Genomic DNA, 21143 nt, shown 5'->3' on the forward strand with positions numbered 1-21143 from the left:
ACGGTGGCCGCTGCCGATCCGCAGGCCGCCCCAGAGGGCGCCCCGGCAGCGGTCGGGCAGCCGCCGGCAAGCGACCAGCGTCCACCCGAGGTCGCGCCCCTGTTCGAGCAGCCAGGCGTGCTCACGCCGCGCGGCACCTTCGTCGTGGAGCCGTCGCTCCAGTTCGGCTATTCGTCGAGCAACCGGGTCGCCCTGGTCGGTTATACGGTCATCCCGGCGCTCCTGGTCGGGCTGGTCGACGTGCGCGAAGTGCGCCGTAATACGTTCACCGGCGCGCTGGCGCTGCGCACCGGGCTCACCAACCGGCTCGAGGTGGAGCTGCGGGTGCCCTACGTCTATCGGTCCGACTCCGCGGTGAGCCGCGAAATCCTCACCGGCACCTCCGTCGACCGGGTGTTCAACACCAGCGGCAGACATGTCGGCGACGCCGAACTGGCAGCCCGCTACCAGCTGAACAAGGGGACCGGCGGCGCCTACTACGTGGCTGGCCTGCGCGCGAAGTCGCGCACCGGACGCGACCCGTTCGACGTGGTCACCGACTGCCAGCAGCGCTGCGTCGGCGACGGCGTGAACGGCACCGGCATGCCTTTGGCACTGCCCACCGGCTCCGGTTTCTATTCGTTGCAACCGAGCCTGACCTGGCTGTTCGCCTCCGATCCGGCGGTGTTCTTCGGCGGCGTCAGTTACCTGCACAACTTCAAGCGCAGACATGTCAGCCGCGCGGTGCAGGCCGGCGAACGCGAGCTGCTCGGGGACATTAAGCCCGGCGACATTATCGGCTTCAACTTCGGGATGGGGCTGGCGCTCAACGAGAAAGCCGCGCTCAGCCTCGGCTACGACCACAGCTCGATCGGCCAGACCGTCCAGGACGGCGTGAAGGTGCCGGGATCGGTGCGCACGCAGCTCGGTACGTTCCTGGTCGGTTATTCGTACCGGTTGTCGAGCCGGCACTCGCTGAATGTGTCGGTGGGCACCGGGCTGACCCGCGACACGCCCGATGTGACCCTCAGTGTGCGGCTGCCGATGACCTTTTGATCCGGGAGGGACGTTAGCACCGTGTTGACGTTGACCGTGAGTTCGTAGGGTGCGCACCTGTGCGCACGCGGACGTTAGCACAGTGTTGGCGTTGACCGTGAGCCACGCGAACGACAACTCAGTTCACACGTACCGCGTGCGCACAGGTGCGCACCCTACGCCGAGTCAGCACATTTGCGCACGCGGATCTTAGCGCCCGTGTTGACGTTGACGTGAGCCACGCGAACCGCAACTCAGTTCAAACGTACCGCGTGCGCACAGGTGCGCACCCTACGTCGATTCAGCTCAGCAGGCGCGGCAGCTGTGCCGGTGCGGCGACGTGCGGATCGGCGGCCAGCACGAACACGCTGACCGCGTTTGACAGGTGCTGGGCCTGCTGCTGCAGCGCTTCCGAGGCCGATGCCGCCTCTTCGACCAGGGCGGCGTTCTGCTGCGTCATCTGGTCCATCTGGACCACGGCATGGTTGACTTCTTCGATCCCGGCGCTCTGTTCGCGGCTGGACGCGCCGATCTCGTTGACGAGGTCGGACGCATGGCGCACCACTCCCACCAGTTCGTCCATCGTGGCCCCGGCCTGTTCGGCCAGCCGGCTGCCGGCCCCGACCTTGGCCACCGATTCGTCGATCAGGGTCTTGATCTCGCGCGCGGCCGCCGCGGAGCGCTGGGCCAGGTTGCGCACTTCACCCGCCACGACCGCAAAGCCGCGCCCCTGTTCGCCCGCGCGCGCTGCTTCCACCGCAGCGTTGAGCGCCAGGATGTTGGTCTGGAAGGCGATGCCGTCGACCACGCCCGTGATCGAGGCGATCTGGCGCGCCGCTTCGTCGATGCGGCGCATCGTGTCGACTACTTCCGCCACTGCCGCGCCGCCTTTGGCGGCCACTTCGCTGACGGTGCCGGTCAGGCGCGCCGCCTCGTGCGCGTTGTCCGCGTTCTGGCGCACAGTGCCGGTCAGTTGCTCCATCGAGGCGGCGGTTTCTTCGAGTGAGCTGGCCTGCTCCTCGGTGCGTGCCGACAGCTCCTGGTTGCCCGCTGCCAGCTGGTCCGATGCGGTGGCGATTGAGTGCGCGCCGCCGCGCACCTCGCCGACGATGCGCTGCAAGCTGGCGTTCATGTGCTGCAGGGCGCCCAGCAGCTGGCCGACCTCGTCCCTGGACTCGGGCTCGACGTGCCGGGTCAGGTCGCCGCGCGCGACCGCCTGCGCCACCTCGACCGCGCGCGCCAGCGGGCGCGACACCAGCAGCGCCAAGGTCCTGGCCAGCAGCACGCCGAGCACGAGCATTGCGGCCAGGCCGACGATCATGGCCAGGCGAGAGTTGGTGTAGTTGGCATCGGCAGCCTTGACCGCGGCGGACGAACCGGCCAGATCCAGTTCGACCAGTTTGCCGATCTGCTCGTGCACCGCGGTGGCCAGGCGCGACGATTCGCCGCGGCTCGCTGCCACAGCCTCGGCGCCGCGGTGCTCGCGCGCGAGCGCGACCAGCTTGTCGCTTTCCGTCAGATAGCGCGACCAAAGCGCGCGCAACTGCTCGTGGGCCTGGCGCCCTGCCGGTGAGCTGAGGTGCTTTTCGAGATCGGCACGGTTGCGTTCGAATTCGCCGGCGAAGTCGCCCATGCGCTTCTGGTACTGGTCCATCTTGGCTTCGTCGTCGGCGATGATGGTCTGCAGGACCACCGAGCGGTGGCGCCCGGTCGCAGCCTTCATCTCCAGGATGGCGCGCAGGCTCGGCATCCACTTCTGCTCGATATCGACCGCTGCCTCGTTTACCTTGGCCAGTTCAAACAGAGAAAAGACGCCGAGCGCCGTGCTCAGGGCGAGCACGACGCCGAACGCCACCATCAGCTTGTGGGCGATGCGCAGATCGTAAAACAGTTTCATGGTCTTTTTCGGCAGGCGCGGGGAACGGGGCCCCGCGCGGTGGGTCGTCAGAAGGAGTGGCGGATGCCCATGTCAAATTCGCGCGGGCCGGTGCCGAATTTGGTGGTCGTGAAACGGATGTTGTCCAGGCGTGCGTACGCGGCGTACAGGGCGGTGCGCTTGGACAGGCTGTAGGCGTAGGCCATGGCTACCTGGTTGGCATCGAAGTCTGTGCTGGTTGCGCGGTCGTTCTTGCGGATGTAGTTGGCCATGAACTTGTGCGGGCCCAGCGGAACGGTTACGCCTAGCAGCAGGTCGCGTTCGTCGGTGGTCTTCATGCCGTGGCTGACGCCGTAGCCGATGCTGCCGATGGCCACGCCAAAGTCGTATTTGGCCATGTACAGCGTGGTGCCCGAGCTGTCGGTGGCGGTCGCGTTGTTGGTCTGGTGATGCGCCACACGCAGCGCTAGCCGCCCGCTCTCGTAACCGACGGACGCCGCGAGCTGGCGCGCCTTGGCGGTGTCGCCGGGCTGCTCGCCGGCCGCGTAGAACAGTTTGGTGTCGAAGCCACCCATCACCGGTGAGCTGTAGGTCACGGTGTTGCTGGCGCGGGTGCCGCCGGTCTCCGCCTTCATCAGGCGCCCCGCGGCGCCGCCGAAGTTGTTGGCGAACGGGTCGAGTGCGGTCAGGGTCTTGTAGATCGGCGTGTACTGGCGGCCAATGGCGATCATGCCCAGCTTTTTACTCTGCAGGCCGACCCACGATTCGCGGCCGAACAGCAGGTTGTCCTTGTCGGTGCCGCCGGTGTCGACCGCGATCGCGGCTTCCAGCACAAAATTGACCGACAGGTCGTTGTTGAGTTTCTCGGTGCCCTTGAAGCCGAGGCGGCTGTTGGTCGATACGCCGTTGGCGACCGAGACTTGCTGCCCGTTCGGGCCGCCGTTGCTGACCGCGAGGCCGGTGTCGAGGATGCCGTACACCGTGACGTTGGTTTGGGCCGAGGCGATGCCGGCGACACCGGCGAGGATCGCCGCGATGGATACTTTCTTGCTCATTTCTTACCTGCTTGTTGACTGCTTGTGTGTCTCGTTCCAACAGCGGATACGGGAAGATGCCCGCATCCGCCCCAATGCTTTACTTCAGGCCGCGATCCCAGCTGATGATCGCCTCGGCCACCGCCGCCGGCTGCTCCGGCACCAGCGCGTGGCCGGCGTTCGGGATCACCTTGACGGTCACGCGCTCGCCGAATTCGTCGCGGATCTCGCCGCGCGTCTCCACCGGCTTGAACAGGTCGTTTTCGGCCTGCAGGTCGAGCAGCGGCTTGGCGCCGCCGGACCACCATTCGGACTGCTTGGTGGCCTTGCCGGCCATGCGCTGGCTCTCGCTCACTTCCGGATACCAGCCGTGCAGCCAGACCTTGGCGTCGTGGCCGGGCGCGAAGAACGCGTACTGGATCGATTTGAGGCGCTCGGCGTCAGGCAGCGACAGTTCGGCGCTACGGTCCACGTGCTCGGACAGGCCGGCCGGGTACTTCTTGGCGGCGGCGGCCACGATCACCACGCCGCGCACCAGCTCCGGATGGTCGACGCCGGTCATGCGCGCGACCCAGTTGCCGAACGCGTGGCCGACCACCAGCGCCGGCTTGCCGCCTTCGCTGCGGATCACGGCGGCGGTGTCGTTGGCCAGGTCATGCAGGGTGATGTCCTTCATCGCGCCCGTGGTCTTGCCGATGCCGCGCGGCTGCGGCATCACCACCCGGTAGCCGGCCTTGACGAAATACGGCGCCAGCTCGAAGAAGTCCTCGGCGCCGCGCCCGCGCGAGGGCAGCATCACCACCAGCGGGCCGGAGCCCTGGGCATACACTTCGATGCGGCCGTCGACCATCGTGCGCGTCTGCGCTGCCGTCGCGTTTGGCACGGCCTGCGCGGTGTCGCCGGGTACGGAGGCGCAGCCGCCCAAGAGCGCGAACAGCGCCGCGCACAACCATCGTTTCTTCATGTAAGTCTCCTTTTACAGTTGCTCAGGTTCGGTCATTTCACGCGGTGAACCGTCCGCGGGCATCAGGTCGAAGGCCTTGATCGTCATCGAGATCAGGGTGTAGTAGCCGGCGATGCCGACCAGGTCGATCACGCCGTCCAGGCCGAGCAGGGCGCCGGCGCGCTGGTACAGCGCGTCGGGAATCGTGTGCTCGGCATGCAGGGTGGTCATGAACTCGTACACCAGCGCCTCGTCGGCCGCCTCGAACGGAGGCGGGCGGCGGTCACGGATCGCGTCGACCACGGCCACCGGCAAACCCGCGGCCAGCGCGATCGGCTTGTGCGCCGCCCATTCGTAGTCGGCGCTCCAGGCCCGGCCGAGGATCAGGATCGCCAGTTCGGACAGGCGCGGCGGCAGCGAGGTCTCGTAGCGGCAGTAGCGGCCAAGTGCCTGCGCGGTGGCAGCCAGGCCAGGGCGGCGCAGCCACACGGCCAGTGGGCCGCGCACTCCCTTGCGCGGGCCGCTCGCGATTTCGTCGTAGATGCGTTTTTGTTCTTCCGAGAGAGTCGCCGGATCGAGGTCGGGAATGCGTTTCATGTGGTCTTCTCCGGGGATGGTTTCTCCGCGTCGGCGATGGCGGCGCGGTAGCGCTCCTGGTCGAACCCGCCTTCCCACCTGGCCAGCGCGAACACGGCGACGACGTTGCCGACCATGTTGACGGTGGCGGTGGCGGTGGCCAGCAGGCGGTCGATACCGAACAGCAGGCCCAGGCCGCCGAGCGGCAGTTGGCGCAGCGTCTGCAGCGTCGCCGCCAGCTTGATGAAGGCGCCGCCGGCCACGGTGGTGCCGCCCTTGGAGGTGAGCATCAGGACCGCCAGCATCCCCACCTGCTGCATCAGCGAGAACGGGGTGTCGGTGGCCTGCGCGATGAAGCCGATGGCGATCGCCATGTAGATCGACGTGCCGTCGAGGTTGAAGCTGTAGCCGGCCGGGAGCACGAAGCCGACCACCATCTCGTCGCAGCCGGCGTTCTTGAGCTTGACCACCAGGCGCGGGAACGCGACTTCGCCGGACGCGGTGCCCAGCACCAGCAGCAGTTCGTCCTTGATCAGCCGCAGGATCGCCATCAGCGAAAAGCCCGCGTACCAGCAGATCGCGCCGAGCACGACGAACACGAAGAACAGCGAGGCCGCGTAGTACAGCACCACCAGTTTCATCAGGTACAGCAGGGTGGTGCCGCCGTAGCTACCGACCGCGGCCGCCATGGCGCCGAACGCGCCGATCGGGGCCAGGCGCATGATGTAGCCGAGGATCTTGAAGAGCACCTTTTGGCCCTCGTCGATCCCGCGCAGGATCACCGAGTCCGCGCCGACCGCCTGGTTGAGCGCAATGCCGGCCAGGATCGACACCACCAGCACCTGCAGGATGTCGCCCCGGGCGAAGGCGTCGACCAGCGTGTGCGGGATCATGCCGAGCGCGAAATTGGCGAAGGTCAGTCCCTCGCCGGCGGCCGTGGCGGCGCGCGCGATCGGTTCGGGTTCTGCCAGGTTGGTCGCGTGCAGGCCGGCGCCGGGCTCGAACACGTTAACCAGCACGAAGCCGACCGCCATCGCCAGCGTGCTGACCACTTCGAAATAGACCAGGGTCTTGAAGCCCAGGCGGCCCAGCCGGCCCAGGTCGCGCGCATGCGCGATGCCGTGCACCACAGTGCAGAACACGATCGGCGCCAGCAGCATCTTGAGCAGCGCGATGAAGCCCTGGCCGAGCGGCTTCATGGCCATGGCGGTCTGCGGCGCGCCCAGGCCGAGCGCAACGGCGAGCAGCAGGGCCAGGATCACCTGGACGTGCAGTTTTTTGAGGTGTTTCATCTGTCTTTTCGAAGTTCTGCTTGGGGTTGCCGGTGCTGGGCCAGGAACGTCGCCAACGCGGCGTTAAACCGCGCGCTCTGTTCGATGTTGGGCAGGTGCCCGGCGTCGGCGATGCGGGCAAATTGCGAGTGCGGGGTGGCGGCATGCATCTGTTCCATCACCGCGGGTAGAAGTCCGTCCTCGGCGCCGACCAGGTACAGCACCGGCAGCGCCAGGCGTGGATAGTCGGCGGAAAAGTCGTAGGCCTGCATCGCGCGGGCGCAGCCGATGTAGCCGGCGGCAGGGGTGTCGCCGATCATCCGCGCCACCTGCGCGCATGCCTGCGGCAGGCGCTCGGCGAAATCCGGCCGGAACCAGCGCGCCAGCGTGGGCTTGACGATTGCGCCCATGCCTTCGCGTTCGACCAGTTCGATGCGCGCCTGCCAGGTGGCGGCGGCGCTGGCAGGCGCGGCCCACTGGCCGTCGCTCGCAACGACGCGAGACACGCGCTGCGGATGGCGCGCGGCGCACCGAAGTGCGGTGACGGCGCCCATCGACACCCCGGCCAGCGTGGCGTTCTCGATGCCCAGCGCGGCGAGCAGGCCTGCCAAGTCGTCGGCCAGGGTGTCGAAGGTCCACGGGCGCACGGGATCGCACGGGGTGGCGCCGTGGCCGCGCTGGTCGTAACGCAGGATGCTGTAGTCGGCGCCGAACGCCGCTACCTGCTCATCCCAAAGGGTGAGGTCGGTGGCATGTGAGTTGCTGAACACCAGCCAGGGGGCGCCGGGACGGCCGTCGATGCGGCAGTGGATTGGGGCGGCATCGGGCAGCTCCAGCAAAAAGCCGGTTGCGCGCGGGAGGCGATCGGGAACAGGCATGTTCGGGCTCCGGCGTCAGGCGCGGTGGTACCGGCCGTAGAGGTTGAAGGTGGTGGCGCCGACGCCGTGGATGCAGCCGGCCAGCGCCGCCAGTTCGGGGTTGTGGACCACGGCCCGGAACAGGGTCACGGACCATACCGTCACGCCGGCGTCGCGCTGTTCGAGGTACACGCGCGTATCCAGATGGTGCGGATGGACGCGCAAGGTGGTGGCGGCGGCCACGGCCAGCTCATGGGCGTGCGCCGGCGAACTGGTTTGGTACCCGGCCAGAAGCAGGCGCGCTGCTGCGGTCGTGGCAAGCGGGCCGGCGGCCATGCCAGACGCGTGCGCGACGATGCGGCAGCGCCCGATCGCGCGCGCCAGCATACGGCGGCTCCAGGGTGTCGAGTTGGGTCCTGAGACCGCGCGGTACGCGTCGCTGGCGAGAACGTCGACCGATTCGAGGTCGTAGTGGGCGAGCCAGCGCGGCCAGCCGTCCAGGCAGACCCAGCGTGAACCGGAGGCGAAGCCGGGCAGGGCGCAGCGCTGCGGGAAATGCTCGGTGTCGTACCAGTCGTTAAATTCGTCTTCGTGGGTTGCCGGCGGCTCCATCAGCACCATCAACACCGCTTGCTTGTCGCTCATTGTTCTGCCTGGTTTAAACCATTGCTACAAAGAAAGTGGCGATGGTAAGCAGAGCACCTGTTGTTGACAATTACCTTTAATTGATGGGAAGCTATGCCGTTGTGGCATACCTTTGCTGTTGCAATAACATTTTCACAAGGAAAGAACGATCGATATCCGAGAATTGCGCTCGTTTATTCACGTGGCGCGCGCCGGCAGCTTCAGTCGCGCTGCGGCTGAGCTGTTCATTGCGCAGCCGGCGTTGAGCCGCCAGATCGGCAAGCTGGAAGAGGAATTGGGGGTGACGCTGTTCGCGCGCCACGGACGCGGGGTCAAGCTGACCAGCGCCGGCGCCACGCTGCTCGAACGGGCGGAACTGATCACCCACTTCGTGCGCCAGACCAGCGAACAGGTGCGCGCCGCGGGCGACAGCGTCAGCGGCCATCTGTCGGTCGGGCTGCCGCCGGCGGTGATGCTCTCGCTCGGGCCAGCGCTGGTGGAGCGCTTCCGGCGCGACTTCCCGCGCGTGCACCTGCACCTGCGCGAGGGCCTGTCGGTGTCGCTGCAGGAATGGGTGCTCGACCGCCGGGTCGACCTGGCGGTGATGTACAACCCGGCGCCTTTGGAGGCGCTGGAGGTGCAGCCGGTGTTCAGTGAATCGATGCTGCTGGTTGGGCCGCCGGAGCCGGGAACGGTCGGCGGGCGCGGGGCGCCGGTGCGGCTGCACGAGTTGTCGGGCCTGCCGCTGATCCTGCCTGGAGCGCCGCACAGCAACCGGCGGCTGGTGGAGCAGGTGGCCGCCGAGAATGGCTGCCGCCTGCGCGTGGTGCTGGAAGTGGACAGTGTGGCGCTGACCAAGACCCTGGTCAGCCGGGGCTATGGCTATTCGCTGTTCACCTATGGCGCGATGCACGAGGAGGTGGCGCGCGGCGAACTGGTGGTGCGGCCGGTGGAGCGGCCGGCGATCCGTTCCGTGCTCACCATCGCGACCCTGCGCGAGCGGCAGTCATCCCAGCTGGTGGCCGAGCTGCGCAAGCTGGTACATGGGAAGCTGCACCGCATCTTCCATGGCGACGACTGGCATGGGGAAGGGGTGTGGGTGGGCGATGTGCCTTAGAGGCTGTTCCGAATTGAACGCGTGCTGCGCGCGTTCGTAGGGTGCGCACCCCGTGCGCACGCGGTCACGGTGTGCCGACTTACGGCTGTCGCTCCACTACACCACGTTTGCGAACCGCGTGCGCACAGGTGCGCACCCTACGAAAACCACGCAGCGACTTTAGCGCCCCAGCCGCAGGTCGAAGCGCCAGGTGACCAGACGCAGTCCGCTGATGAAGACCGCGCTCCACCAAATAGCGAGATCGTGTGGGAAATGGTAGTGCTTCATCGCCAGGAACAGCCAGTTGCCGAGGAAGGCGCAGATCGCGTAGGGCTTGCCGTCCCTGAACACCATCGGCACCTCGTTGCAGACGATGTCGCGCAAAACGCCGCCGAAGATCCCGGTGATCACGCCCATCATCGAGGCGATAAAGATCGGCATGTGCGCGTCCAGTGCCGCGGCCACGCCGACCACTGAAAACATCCCCAGTCCGATTGCGTCGGCGATCACGATCAGGCGTTCGGATACGATTTGGCGCACCGTGCGGATCAGCGGCGTGGCCACCAGCGCGAGCACGAAGATCAGGATCGCGTATTCCTGGTGCGTGACCCAGAACAGCGGACGCCGGTCGAGCAGGATGTCGCGCAGCGTACCGCCGCCGAACGCGGTGATGAAGGCGACCGTGAAGACCCCGACCATGTCCATCCGTTTGCGGCGCGCTTCAATAAAGCCCGAGAAGGCGCCGACCAGGATCGCGATGATTTCGATGAACTTGATGAGGGTCATGCAAATGTAGGTTGTGGGGCAATATTGCTAGCCTAACATGACGTGGGGCTGTCGCGTAGGGTGTGCACCTGTGCGCACGCGGTCACGGCATGCTGACCTGCGGCTCCGGCTGCGGCTGCTTCACGCGGACCGCATTCGGACGCAAACTCTGCTCAACCGTACCGCGTGCGCACAGGTGCGCACCCTACGCCGGTCAGCGTACGGCCCGATTCGGTTAGTAGTCGAGCGCTGGCTTGAGCAGGACGATGAGGGCGCCGTGGCCGCCGTCGGCGCGGCCGGCCACGCAGAAGGCGACCACCTCGTTCTTTTGCACCAGCCAGCTGTGCACCATGCCGCGCAGTACCGGCTCGCCGCCGGCCGAGCCGTAGCCGACGCCGTGGATCACGCGCACGCAGCGCACGCCGCGCCGGTTGGCGCGGTGCAGGAAGTCGGTCAGCGCGTCGCGGGCTTCGTCGCGGGTCATGCCGTGCAGGTCGAGTTCGTCCTGCACCGGCCAGTGGCGCTTGCGCATCTTCTTGACCACGTCCGGACCGACGCCGTCGCGCGCGTAGCTCAGCGACGGGTCTTCGTCGAGCAGGCCGTCGACGTCGAACAGGTCCGACAGCGATTCGCGCAGCACAGCCGCGGTTTCCTCTTCGGGCGTGAGCGGCCTTGCCTTCGATTCCTGCTGTCGGGGCGGCGGCGGGGGCGGGCGGTGCACGTAGCGGTCCGATTCCGGCAGCTTGGTGACGTCCTTCATCGCGCTGCGAAATTCCACGGCCCGCTCGCGCGCGACGCGTTCCCGCTTGGCGCGCTGGGCCTCTTCGATGGCGCGCACGCGCTCTTCTTCCTTAAGCTGGTCGCGCAAGGATTTCAGGTCAGCAAAATCTTTCATGCCCGCCATCCGCAGCCCGTTCAGCCTTCCAGCGCCTCCAGGTAGCGCTGGGCGTCAAGCGCGGCCATGCAACCGGTGCCGGCGCTGGTGATCGCCTGGCGGTACACGTGGTCCTGTACGTCGCCGGCGGCAAACACGCCCGGCACGCTGGTGGCGGTGGCCATGCCTTCCAGGCCGCTGCGGGTCTTGATGTAGCCGTTGTGCATGTCGAGCTGGCCCTCGAAGATCGAGGTGTTCGGCTTGTGGCCGATCGCCACGAACAGGCCGTGCACGGTTACCTGCCGGGTTTCGTTGTTCAGGATCGATTTGATCTTCACGCCCGTCACGCCGCTGTCGTCGCCCACGACTTCGTCGAGCACGTGGTTCAGTTCCAGCACAATCTTGCCCTCGGCGACCTTGGCCATGACGCGGTCGACCAGGATCGGCTCGGCGCGGAATTTGTCGCGGCGGTGGATCAGGGTGACCTTGGAGGCGATGTTCGACAGGTACAGGGCTTCCTCGACCGCGGTGTTGCCGCCGCCGATGACCGCCACTTCCTGGTTACGGTAGAAGAAGCCGTCGCAGGTGGCGCAGGCCGACACGCCCCTGCCCATGAATGCCTGCTCGGACGGCAGGCCCAGGTACTGGGCCGAGGCGCCGGTGGCGATGATCAGGGTGTCGCAGGTGAACTCGTGCGAGTCGCCCAAGAGGCGAATCGGCTTTTCATTCAGGAAGGTCGTGTGGATGTGGTCGAACACGATCTCGGTCTTGAAGCGTTCGGCGTGCTGCAGCAGGCGCTGCATCAGGTCCGGACCTTGCACTCCCATCGGGTCGCCAGGCCAGTTCTCGACATCGGTGGTGGTCATGAGCTGGCCGCCTTGCTCGACGCCGGTGACCAGCATCGGGTTCAGGTTGGCGCGGGCAGCGTAGACGGCGGCGCTGTAGCCGGCCGGGCCGGAACCGAGGATCAAGACTTTGGCGTGTTTTTTAGTCGTCATGGGGAACTGGGAATGAAAGGGAAATTGGGAAACTGGGGCCGCCAGCGCAAGAATCAAGGCCCGGTCAATCGATACCGGATTATAGACGATGATGCGCACGAGCATGAATGATGGGCCCGCGTGGCAATATATCGCTTAGAATGGGCGGATTGCGAAACAAAGTTCCAGGCAGTATCGTTTCAACCAGCATGAGCAAAAATAGCGAACCCAAGTCATATTCCCGCAATCAGGGCAGCAGCCGCCAGCCGCTGCCGAGTCGGCTCGTGCGCCTTCTGTCGGAGGCGCGCTGGATTGCGCTGGCCGTCGTATTTGTGTACCTGGTGCTGATCCTGCTGAGCTATCACCGTGCCGATCCCGGGTTTTCGCACGAAAGCGTGGTGCCGAAGATCGCCAATCTGGGCGGCAAGGCCGGGGCCTGGCTGTCCGACCTGATGCTGTTTATCTTCGGGTTTTCGGCCTGGTGGTGGTGCGTGTGCTTTTTGCGCTATATCTGGAAGGGATATAGCCGGCTGAGCAAGCGCTTCGCGCCGCAGGCCGACGAGGAGCCGGAACACCAGCATGAAATGATCATCCGCTGGGTCGGCTTCGTGCTCATGCTTGCCGGTAGCGTCGGGCTCGAATACCTGCGCATGTGGTCGCTGCGCGTCGAACTGCCGCGCGCGCCCGGCGGCGTGCTGGGTCAGGTGATCGGCCACGCGGCCAACGTCGCATTCGGCTTTACCGGCGCCACGCTGCTGCTCTTGATGCTGTTCGGGCTCGGCTTTTCGCTGTTCTTCCATGTGTCGTGGCTGGCGGTGGCCGAGCGGATCGGCGAAATGGCCGAGACCACCATCGACTGGTTCCGCCTGCGCATGGAAGACCGCGAAGACCGCCGCCAGGGCGAGGTCGCCGCCGTCAAGCGCGACGAGGTGGTGGTGCACGAGCGCGCCAAATTCGTCGAGAAGCATCCGCCACCGCCGCCAAAGGCCGAGCCGCAGCTGGACCAGCCGGGGGCAGCACCGCTGCCGGTTCCGGCCGCGTCGCCGTTCAAGATCGAGGCGCCGATGGTGTCCGTGCCCAAGTCCGAACGGGTAGAGAAGGAGAAGCAGGCGCCGCTGTTCCGGGACCTGCCGTCCGATTCCACCCTGCCGCCGCTGGCGCTGCTGGACGAGGCGCCGCCGGCCCAGGAGACGGTGGCCGTCGAAACGCTCGAGTTCACCAGCCGCCTGATCGAGAAGAAGCTGTCCGACTTCGGGGTCGAGGTCAAGGTCGTGGCCGCCTATCCGGGCCCGGTCGTGACGCGCTATGAGATCGAGCCGGCGACCGGCGTGAAGGGCAGCCAGATCGTCAACCTGGCGCGCGACCTGGCGCGCTCGCTGTCGCTCACGTCGATCCGGGTGGTCGAGACCATCCCCGGCAAGAATTACATGGCGCTCGAGCTGCCCAATCCGAAGCGCCAGATCGTGCGCCTGACCGAGATTCTGGGCTCGAAGGTCTACAACGACAGCGCGTCGAGCCTGACCGTGGCGCTGGGCAAGGACATCGCCGGCAAGCCGGTGATCGCCGACCTGGCCAAGATGCCGCACCTGCTGGTGGCGGGTACCACCGGTTCCGGTAAGTCGGTGGGCATCAACGCCACCATCCTGTCGCTGCTGTACAAGGCCAACCCGCAGGACGTGCGCCTGATCCTGATCGACCCGAAGATGCTGGAGATGTCGGTCTACGAGGGCATTCCGCACCTGCTGGCGCCGGTGGTGACCGACATGCGCCAGGCCGGCCATGCACTGAACTGGGCGGTCAACGAGATGGAGCGCCGCTACAAGCTGATGAGCAAGCTCGGTGTGCGCAACCTGGCCGGCTATAACGCCAAGATTCTGGAGGCGACCAAGCGCGAGGAGCATATCCCGAACCCGTTCTCGATCAATCCCGAGAACCCGGAGCCGCTGGAAAAACTGCCGACCATCGTGATCATCATCGACGAGCTGGCCGACTTGATGATGGTCGTGGGTAAGAAGGTGGAGGAACTGATCGCGCGTATCGCGCAGAAGGCGCGTGCCGCGGGCATTCACCTGATCCTGGCGACGCAGCGGCCGTCGGTGGACGTGATCACCGGCCTGATCAAGGCCAACATCCCGACCCGCATCGCGTTCCAGGTGTCGTCCAAGATCGACTCGCGCACGATTCTCGACCAGATGGGGGCGGAAACCCTGCTCGGCATGGGCGACATGCTCTACATGCCGCCGGGTACCGGCCTGCCGATCCGCGTGCACGGGGCGTTCGTGTCGGATGACGAAGTGCATCGAGTTGTAAAACATCTCCACACGCTGGGTGAACCGAACTATATTGAGGGCATTCTCGAAGGCGGCACGCTGGAAGAGGGCGGCGGCGCGGACGGCGCGGCGGCCGGCGAAGGCGGCGGCGAGTCGGACGCGCTGTACGACCAGGCGGTGCAGGTGGTGCTCAAGAACCGCCGCGCCTCGATCTCGCTGGTGCAGCGTCACCTGCGCATCGGTTACAACCGCGCGGCGCGCCTGCTGGAGCAGATGGAGCAGAGCGGGGTCGTTTCGAGCATGCAGTCGAACGGCAACCGTGACATCCTGGTGCCGGCCGCCAGCGCAGAATAAAAGGAAATCCGATGACGTTGAAATTGAAAATTTTTGGCGCCGCGCTGGCGGTGGCGTCAACGGCCTTCGCGGGCGCGGCGCAGGCCAGCGCGCTGGATCAATTCAAGGCCTTTGTGGCCGACACCAAATCGGCGCGCGGGGACTTTACCCAGCAGCAGTTGCGCAAGACCGGCACCGGCAAGGCGCCGCCGGTTTCCTCGGGCACCTTCGTGTTCGCGCGCCCCGGCAAGTTCATCTGGACGTACACCAAGCCGTACGACCAGGTGCTGCAGGCCGACGGCGAGCATCTCTACATCTACGACAAGGACCTGAACCAGGTAACGGTCAGGAAGCTGGGCAATGCGCTCGGCTCGTCGCCGGCCGCGATCCTGTTCGGCAGTAACGATCTGGAGAAGAACTTCACGCTGTCCGAAGCGGGCACGCGCGACGGCCTGGAATGGCTGAATGCGGTGCCAAAGAGTAAGGACACCAGCTTCGAGCAGATCGGCATCGGCCTGCGCGACGGCATTCCGCAGGCGATGGAGCTGAAGGATACCTTTGGCCAGACGTCGATCCTCAAGTTCCACAACTTCCAGCGCAACCCGCCGCTGTCGCCGCAGCAGTTCAAGTTCGAGATTCCGAAGGGCGCCGACGTTCTGAATCAGTAGCGGAATCGACGCTCAGGAGGCGAGCTTGAGCGCGAGGGCGGAAATCAGGGCCATCTGCAAAATGCCGACGGTGCCCACCCAGCGAATCATCTCGCTCTTCATCTCGGCGAAGTGGATGTCAATGTGCGTTTCCAATAACTCTATGCGCATTTCCAACTCGTCGGTGCGTTTGTTCAACTTTTTGATGCATTCCCGGACGTCTTCGATGTCTTCCTTGCTTGCGCAGCGTTCGATAATCTTCGTCGAGGTTTCCATAAGGAGCTTTCCTCCAGCCTAGCTTCGAACAGTCCTTAAGGGAGCAGTTTGAGAACGAGCGCGACAATTAGCGTAGTTTGCAGGATGCCGACAGAAACGACGACCGAGACGACCCATGCAATGAGCTGGGTCTTCAGCTTTTCGAGGTCTTGTTTTGACGCGAAACGTTCGGTGATTGTTGCTTCGAATGCGTTGACAACCTCTGCCAACCCGGCGCTGTGCGCCCGCGCTTGAGGCGAAGGTACTCCCGCTCCCTCCAGCCGCTCCACCATTTTTTGCGTGTCGAAGTGCATGTCAGCCATTTGGCGCCCGTTCCTGTCTCATGATAATCGGTACTTGGCATTTTCGGCGCCGTGCATGCGCTCCGATATCCGATTCATCAATGGCGGCGCTTGCCTCCAACATCACGGCCCGGGGGCCTTGACCGGCTTTCCTACCCAGTGGCTGTCATCGAAGAACACGAATTCGACCCTGGCATCATCGGACCAGAGCGGTGAGCCTTCGTCCTGCGAAAGGTCCAGCGAGAAGGATGTTATATTGATGCGCAAGCCGTTCAGCTCGTGGCGCACCATGCGTTTGCCTTCGCTCAGCACGTAGGCCTGCAGGCGCGGCCACGGCCGGGTATTGACGAAGACCCACCGCTGCCCGCTGCACGCCGCGTCCATCGGCGGAGTATTGACGTCATCCCGCTCGCGTCCCATCACCAGCCTGCCGTGCCATACCGCCCACTCGATGGCGAGATAGACACGGCATTCCAGGCGCAAGTCGCCCAGCCGATAGACCTGTGGCGGCAGGCCGGGTGTATGCACGTCGATCACCCATCTCGCGGACGCGGCGTTGCGCCGGGAAACCACGACATTGGCATTGCGACGTTCGGCTTCTTCCGATTCGGATATCGTGAACCAGCCGTCCTCCTGGACGGGAAGGTCTTCGCTCCATGCGTTCCACAAAAAGCCTTTCTCCAGCCTGGCTTTGGTTAGCCGCAGCGGCTTCATCGGAAACGAGCCGGTCACCATGCAGAATCGCAGTTCGGCGGCCGGGGCCAATTGGTGATACTGCTCAAATTCGCGGATCCCGGGCAAATAGCGGGAATAAGGCCGCAGGTCGCTGGAGAAATTGCCGGTGATGGTGACCACCGGCGTTTCGGATGCGCTGGCGGAATCAATCTCTTGCGCGTCCGCCAGGTTGCACAGTATGCCGCCGGACAGCAGCACGACTGCCCGGCGTTTGACCGAATTGCGCTTGCCCATCAAGCCGCGCTCATTGCTCGGCTGGCGCCCCATTGAGAACAATGGTTCGAACCGGATAGTCAGACGGAACGGTGAACAAGGAATCCTGGACGTCGCCGAACTTGAGGTTCTCGATGTGCGTGGTTAGCTCCTCTCCACGCATACTGACGTTGCGCGAATATATGGACCCGATGGGCAGTTCATTCGACGCCCAAGTCTCACTTGTCTCGACCAATTCCTTGTCGTTGCCACGGGAGCCGGCCGGGAAGAAGGTCTCGGTCAGGGCGCCGACCGCCTTCACACCCGCGATTTCCTTGAGGCCCAGGGAGGTTGTCACTCGCTTGTTCCATTCGGGGGCGCGAATTGGAGACGCCAGGTAGTCAGCGGGTATGCGATACGCCAGTGGCTCGCCCTTGATGCGCAGGACATCCTTGCGATCCGGTCGGATCAGGTAGGCAACCTTGGCCCAGGGGTCGGCGATGAAGATGCGCTCGTTGCCATAGAGCGTTTTGTATGACATGCGCACTCGGCCGTTCTGGTCGCGGTAGCGCATGCTTGACTCCCTTTTCTTGATTTGATTGCCGTCGGCCAGGTTCTGGTTTTTTTCGGTCACTTGTTCCATCGAGTAGGCCAGTTTGAGGGATGCGTATCTGAAAGCCTGGCCATACTCCATTTGCATCTTTCTTCCATCGGACTCGTCCTCGAACTTTTGGGAATTGTCCGTCTGCGCGTGGACAGGGCCGATTGCCCACGGAAGGACTTGGGATGCAAGCAGCAATCTAAACAGGCCGGCGGAGACTTTCATGGGGTCGTTCCTTTCGTTTGTGTCAAAGCGATTGTCTTGAAGATCGGGTTGAGTGAGCCAACTACGGTCGCGCGATTTCCTGGACCGTGTAGTCGGCTGGTGCTGAAAAGAGGTAGGCTGGTGGATCGCTGCGGCGCACGTACTGCACGCGCGTCACGCGTTCGCCATGGCGCGGGTCTGTGAGCTTGGAGTACAGGGTCAGTTTCAGGTCGCGCGACAGCCAGCTCTCGACCGTCCACACGATGGGCTGGGTATTGCCGACCTTCCCGGCCGGAATGGTTGTGGTCTGAAGCGATCCCTCGACCGTCAAGCCTTCCATTTGCCGCGTGCCGAGCGAACGCAGCTCGATACGCTGGCCGTCGGCTGACGTGACTGTTCTGTTCAATGCCGGCGCCAATTGCTCGGCAACCTTGGTGGCGGCCGCGGACGCCACCCCGTTTGCCGGTGGCGGGGCGGTAAGGGCAGTGTTGTTTGCCGGTGCCGGCTGACCCATTGCCATCTTCAAGCCGGTCTTGTCATCGGGGTAGAGCCGGTAGCTCATGTTCTGGATCGGATCCTGAATCTGTACCAGCGGCTTGCCTTGCCATTCTGACTCGACGCGGCTGCGCCCGTCGGTGTCGCGATACAGTTGCTCGGTACTGCGTTGGACGATTCGGTTGCCATCGGTCAGCACCTGCACCGATTCAGTAACCCGCTCGGCCGAGTAGGGGGCGCCGCGCACGACACAAGCCTGCTGGCAACGTGACGTCGCACTGACCCGCAGCAGCATTACCTCCGTCGGCTCGCGCTCGGTGAGCACCAGGCTGCCTGACTCTTGCGCTTGGGCCAAAGGCGCCAGCACGACCAGCGCAAGCGAGGCTGACAGGAACATGTGTTTCATGGAAAGCTCCAGTAAGGGTTTAATTCACGGCCAACCTGATCGCCAGCGGCTCGCCCGTGTCGGCCAGCAGCACTTCTGCATGGATCAGTTCATCAGGCGCGTCGTTCGCAATCGGAATCCCAAGCTGGACCAGCAACTGGCGCGGCAAATCGGCCTGTTTCAGCTGGGGATGCGCGGCCGACTGGATGCGATCGGCGGAGGCCAGCATCAGGAAGCCATCGTCCGCCACCGCCGCCACGACGCGCTGCTGGCGCGGTTGCAGCGGCCCGGCCGGATGCAGGGCCGCGACCGCGATCGCCAGCATGCATCCCATGGCGCCGACGCTGACCCAGGGCGTGAGCATGCACTGCGACCAGCGGCGGTACCACGGCTGTTTCGGATGGCGCCGGGCGAATGCCTGCATCAGTTGCGCTTCCACCTTGTCCGGTGGGACCGCATGGCCCAGCGCACGGCGCGCGGCTGCCCATTCGGGCGCGCGGCCATTCTTTTGCTCGCGGTGTTCGTTCAGATCGATGGGTTCCATATGCATGTCCTAAGCGGTGTTCAGATCAAGTGCCCGGTACGGCGTCAGCGCCTTCGATAAGGCCGCCCGGCCCCGCGACAGGCGCGAGCGCACGGTGCCGATTTCCAGTTGGCAGATTCCGGCAATTTCCTGGTACGACAGTTCATGCAGCTCGAACAGGATCAGCACGTCACGGTAGTGCGGCGCCAGTTGGCTGAGTGCGCGCTGCAAATGCTCGGTCGCTTCAATGTCCAGCACCTTGGCCAGCGGGCCGGCGGCTTCATTGACCGGCTCCACGACCGAGTCGCCGTCTTCGTCCTCGTCCGGCTGCACCCAGCGCTCGTTCTGGCGCGCGTGGCGCAGGACCAGGTTGCGAGCGACCCCGTACAGGAAGTTGGCCAGCATGCCCCTGAGTGGATCGAAGGCGTAGCTGTCGTTCAGCAGACCCATGAAGACGTCCTGGACCACGTCCGCCGCTACGTCCGGCGCGCCGCAGTGCAGCAGCGCGAAGCTGTACAGGCCGGAACGATGGCGCCAGTACAGGCTCTGGAACGCGGCCGCGTCGCCCTGGCGGATCGCTCTTAGCAGTTGATTGTCGTCGGGTTCGGTCACGATGAATTCGGTGGGTCTTTTTCTATATTCGCAACATGTTGCCAGAAAGTTCCAACCCGCTTGCTACTATCGAGCGGCGACGGTTTGCGTGCCCACAAGGCACGCAGGCTCCGTGAGCGCGAGCACCGGCGGCCAAGGCGCGCATCGGCTACACTAGCGCCTTGCACAACAGTACACGCCAATGAACCCTACGCTTGCACACGCATCCCGCCTTACCGGAGGGCGCCGTGGATGACCTTTTCAAGACCGAGCCCGCGCCCCCGCTGGCCGAGGCGCTGCGCCCCAAGACCATTGGCGAGGTGATCGGCCAGAGTCACCTGCTGGGGGAGGGCAAGCCGCTGAACCTCGTGTTCAAGTCGGGCCGGCCGCATTCCATGATCCTGTGGGGGCCGCCCGGTGTGGGCAAGACCACGCTTGCGCGCCTGACGGCGAACGCGTTCGACTGCGAGTTCATCGCGCTGTCGGCCGTGCTCTCCGGCGTCAAGGACATCCGCGACGCGGTCGCCCAGGCCGAGCAGTACCTTGCGCGCGGCAAGCACACGATCCTGTTCATCGACGAGATCCACCGCTTTAACAAGTCGCAGCAGGATGCCTTGCTGCCGTTCGTCGAGTCGGGCCTGGTCACGCTGATCGGCGCGACCACCGAAAATCCTTCGTTCGAAGTCAATTCGGCGCTGCTGTCGCGCTCCCAGGTGTATGTGCTCAAGGCGCTGAACGATGCCGAGATGCGCCAGTTGCTGGCGCGCGCACAGGAACGGGTGCTGGGCAAGCTGCAGTTCGACGAGTTGGCCATCAATACGCTGATCGGCTACGCCGACGGCGACGCGCGCCGCTTCCTGAACCTGCTGGAGCAGACCAAGACCTCGGCCGAGACCTCGGGCGTTACCACCATCACCGGCGAATTCGTCGAGAACGCGCTCACGCTCAACGCACGCCGTTTCGACAAGGGCGGCGACAACTTCTACGACCAGATATCGGCCCTGCACAAGTCGGTGCGCGGCTCGAATCCGGACGCAGCCCTTTATTGGCTGTGCCGCATGCTGGACGGCGGCGCCGATCCCAAGTACCTGGCGCGCCGCATTGTGCGCATGGCGTGGGAAGACATCGGCATTGCCGATCCACGCGCGCTCCAGTTGGCCAACGACGCGGCCACCACCTATGAACGGCTGGGAACGCCGGAAGGGGAGCTGGCGCTGGGCCAGGCGGTGATCTACCTGGCGATGGCACCCAAGAGCAATGCCGGCTACAACGCCTACAACGAGGCCAGAGCTTTCGTGAAGCGCGACAAGTCGCGCGAGGTGCCGGTCCACCTGCGCAATGCGCCGACCAAGCTGATGAAGGAATTGGGCTACGGCCACGAGTACCGCTACGCGCATGACGAACCGAACGCGTACGCCGCCGGCGAATCCTACCTGCCGGATGGAATGGCCGAGCCAGGCTGGTATCGCCCGACTGACCGCGGGCTGGAAGGCAAGATCGGCGAAAAGCTCAAGTGGCTGCGCGAACTCGACGCCGCCGCGGGGAAAACCTGACAGCTCGCTTGCCCCGTTTAACGCCGCATCGTTTTACATTTCCTATCCAGCTTGCATGGAGCGGGACGCCAGGCACCCGCGTCTGCGCGATTGTTTCTAAATTTTACAATTCTCCTTTAGATTATTGTAGAATCGGCTAGCTCAGCCGGA

Annotated in this window: 22 protein-coding genes; 5 read left to right on the top strand and 17 right to left on the bottom strand. The window is 65.0% G+C overall.

The annotated features are described in order from the left end of the window. Window positions 1-1035 (top strand): acetate kinase (locus E4O92_RS01410; RefSeq protein WP_229482889.1); only part of this gene is annotated, 1035 nt, incomplete at its 5' end. Window positions 1036-1315: 280 nt separating this feature from the next. Here E4O92_RS01410 and E4O92_RS25295 read toward each other — a convergent pair. The 7 genes from E4O92_RS25295 to E4O92_RS01445 form a co-directional block, all read right to left on the bottom strand. After that, window positions 1316-2911, bottom strand: coding sequence for a methyl-accepting chemotaxis protein (locus E4O92_RS25295; protein WP_135187962.1), 1596 nt, complete (start codon window positions 2909-2911; stop codon window positions 1316-1318). Between the two features lie 47 nt (window positions 2912-2958). Then, complete coding sequence (locus tag E4O92_RS01420; RefSeq protein ID WP_135187963.1) at window positions 2959-3945, bottom strand: porin; 987 nt, start codon at window positions 3943-3945, stop codon at window positions 2959-2961. Between the two features lie 79 nt (window positions 3946-4024). Further along, entirely contained in the window at window positions 4025-4888 is an 864-nt protein-coding gene (locus E4O92_RS01425; RefSeq protein WP_135187964.1) for an alpha/beta fold hydrolase, read from the bottom strand. Between the two features lie 12 nt (window positions 4889-4900). Beyond that, a complete protein-coding gene (locus E4O92_RS01430; protein WP_135187965.1) occupies window positions 4901-5464 on the bottom strand; it encodes a carboxymuconolactone decarboxylase family protein in 564 nt (187 codons plus the stop codon). Further along, a complete protein-coding gene (locus E4O92_RS01435; protein WP_135187966.1) occupies window positions 5461-6735 on the bottom strand; it encodes a cation:dicarboxylate symporter family transporter in 1275 nt (424 codons plus the stop codon). Before E4O92_RS01435 ends, E4O92_RS01430 begins: the two co-directional genes overlap by 4 nt. After that, window positions 6732-7592, bottom strand: coding sequence for an alpha/beta fold hydrolase (locus E4O92_RS01440; RefSeq protein ID WP_135187967.1), 861 nt, complete (start codon window positions 7590-7592; stop codon window positions 6732-6734). The genes E4O92_RS01435 and E4O92_RS01440 overlap by 4 nt, the downstream gene beginning before the upstream one ends. Window positions 7593-7607: 15 nt before the next feature. Next, on the bottom strand, window positions 7608-8216 hold the full coding sequence (locus E4O92_RS01445) for a DUF4286 family protein (RefSeq protein ID WP_135187968.1): 609 nt from the start codon (window positions 8214-8216) through the stop codon (window positions 7608-7610). Window positions 8217-8379: 163 nt separating this feature from the next. Here E4O92_RS01445 and E4O92_RS01450 point away from each other — a divergent pair, with 163 nt between their 5' ends. Further along, window positions 8380-9312: a LysR substrate-binding domain-containing protein gene (locus tag E4O92_RS01450; protein ID WP_229482891.1), complete on the top strand. Its 933-nt coding sequence runs from the start codon at window positions 8380-8382 to the stop codon at window positions 9310-9312. Window positions 9313-9471: 159 nt separating this feature from the next. Here E4O92_RS01450 and E4O92_RS01455 read toward each other — a convergent pair whose 3' ends face one another. The 3 genes from E4O92_RS01455 to trxB all read right to left on the bottom strand — a co-directional run bounded on the left by E4O92_RS01455 (window position 9472) and on the right by trxB (window position 11928). Beyond that, complete coding sequence (locus E4O92_RS01455; RefSeq protein WP_135187970.1) at window positions 9472-10077, bottom strand: trimeric intracellular cation channel family protein; 606 nt, start codon at window positions 10075-10077, stop codon at window positions 9472-9474. A 214-nt stretch (window positions 10078-10291) separates the two neighbouring features. Then, on the bottom strand, window positions 10292-10960 hold the full coding sequence (locus tag E4O92_RS01460) for a Smr/MutS family protein (RefSeq protein ID WP_135187971.1): 669 nt from the start codon (window positions 10958-10960) through the stop codon (window positions 10292-10294). Between the two features lie 11 nt (window positions 10961-10971). Next, window positions 10972-11928, bottom strand: a complete 957-nt coding sequence (trxB, locus tag E4O92_RS01465; protein ID WP_135187972.1) for a thioredoxin-disulfide reductase — start codon at window positions 11926-11928, stop codon at window positions 10972-10974. Between the two features lie 188 nt (window positions 11929-12116). Here trxB and E4O92_RS01470 point away from each other — a divergent pair, with 188 nt between their 5' ends. Together E4O92_RS01470 and lolA are read left to right on the top strand one after the other, a co-directional pair. Further along, window positions 12117-14531: a DNA translocase FtsK gene (locus tag E4O92_RS01470; RefSeq protein WP_135187973.1), complete on the top strand. Its 2415-nt coding sequence runs from the start codon at window positions 12117-12119 to the stop codon at window positions 14529-14531. An 11-nt stretch (window positions 14532-14542) separates the two neighbouring features. Continuing rightward, window positions 14543-15178, top strand: coding sequence for an outer membrane lipoprotein chaperone LolA (gene lolA, locus E4O92_RS01475; RefSeq protein ID WP_135187974.1), 636 nt, complete (start codon window positions 14543-14545; stop codon window positions 15176-15178). Window positions 15179-15190: 12 nt separating this feature from the next. Here the strand turns inward: lolA and E4O92_RS01480 are convergent, their stop codons facing one another. The 7 genes from E4O92_RS01480 to E4O92_RS01510 all read right to left on the bottom strand — a co-directional run bounded on the left by E4O92_RS01480 (window position 15191) and on the right by E4O92_RS01510 (window position 19461). Further along, window positions 15191-15433, bottom strand: coding sequence for a hypothetical protein (locus E4O92_RS01480; protein WP_135187975.1), 243 nt, complete (start codon window positions 15431-15433; stop codon window positions 15191-15193). A gap of 35 nt (window positions 15434-15468) precedes the next feature. Continuing rightward, window positions 15469-15735: a CCDC90 family protein gene (locus E4O92_RS01485; RefSeq protein WP_135187976.1), complete on the bottom strand. Its 267-nt coding sequence runs from the start codon at window positions 15733-15735 to the stop codon at window positions 15469-15471. A gap of 102 nt (window positions 15736-15837) precedes the next feature. Continuing rightward, on the bottom strand, window positions 15838-16683 hold the full coding sequence (locus tag E4O92_RS01490) for a hypothetical protein (RefSeq protein ID WP_135187977.1): 846 nt from the start codon (window positions 16681-16683) through the stop codon (window positions 15838-15840). A 10-nt stretch (window positions 16684-16693) separates the two neighbouring features. After that, window positions 16694-17467: a hypothetical protein gene (locus E4O92_RS01495; protein WP_135187978.1), complete on the bottom strand. Its 774-nt coding sequence runs from the start codon at window positions 17465-17467 to the stop codon at window positions 16694-16696. A gap of 61 nt (window positions 17468-17528) precedes the next feature. Continuing rightward, window positions 17529-18347: a hypothetical protein gene (locus E4O92_RS01500; RefSeq protein ID WP_135187979.1), complete on the bottom strand. Its 819-nt coding sequence runs from the start codon at window positions 18345-18347 to the stop codon at window positions 17529-17531. A gap of 19 nt (window positions 18348-18366) precedes the next feature. Further along, entirely contained in the window at window positions 18367-18870 is a 504-nt protein-coding gene (locus tag E4O92_RS01505; RefSeq protein WP_135187980.1) for a hypothetical protein, read from the bottom strand. Window positions 18871-18879: 9 nt separating this feature from the next. Beyond that, window positions 18880-19461 (bottom strand): RNA polymerase sigma factor, encoded by a 582-nt coding sequence (locus E4O92_RS01510; RefSeq protein WP_229482893.1) that lies wholly within the window; start codon window positions 19459-19461, stop codon window positions 18880-18882. A gap of 227 nt (window positions 19462-19688) precedes the next feature. Here E4O92_RS01510 and E4O92_RS01515 point away from each other — a divergent pair, with 227 nt between their 5' ends. Then, window positions 19689-20993, top strand: a complete 1305-nt coding sequence (locus tag E4O92_RS01515; RefSeq protein ID WP_135187982.1) for a replication-associated recombination protein A — start codon at window positions 19689-19691, stop codon at window positions 20991-20993. Window positions 20994-21143: the final 150 nt, after the last annotated feature.

This window comes from Massilia horti (assembly GCF_004614195.1).
Taxonomy (GTDB): Bacteria; Pseudomonadota; Gammaproteobacteria; order Burkholderiales; family Burkholderiaceae_D; genus Telluria; species Telluria horti.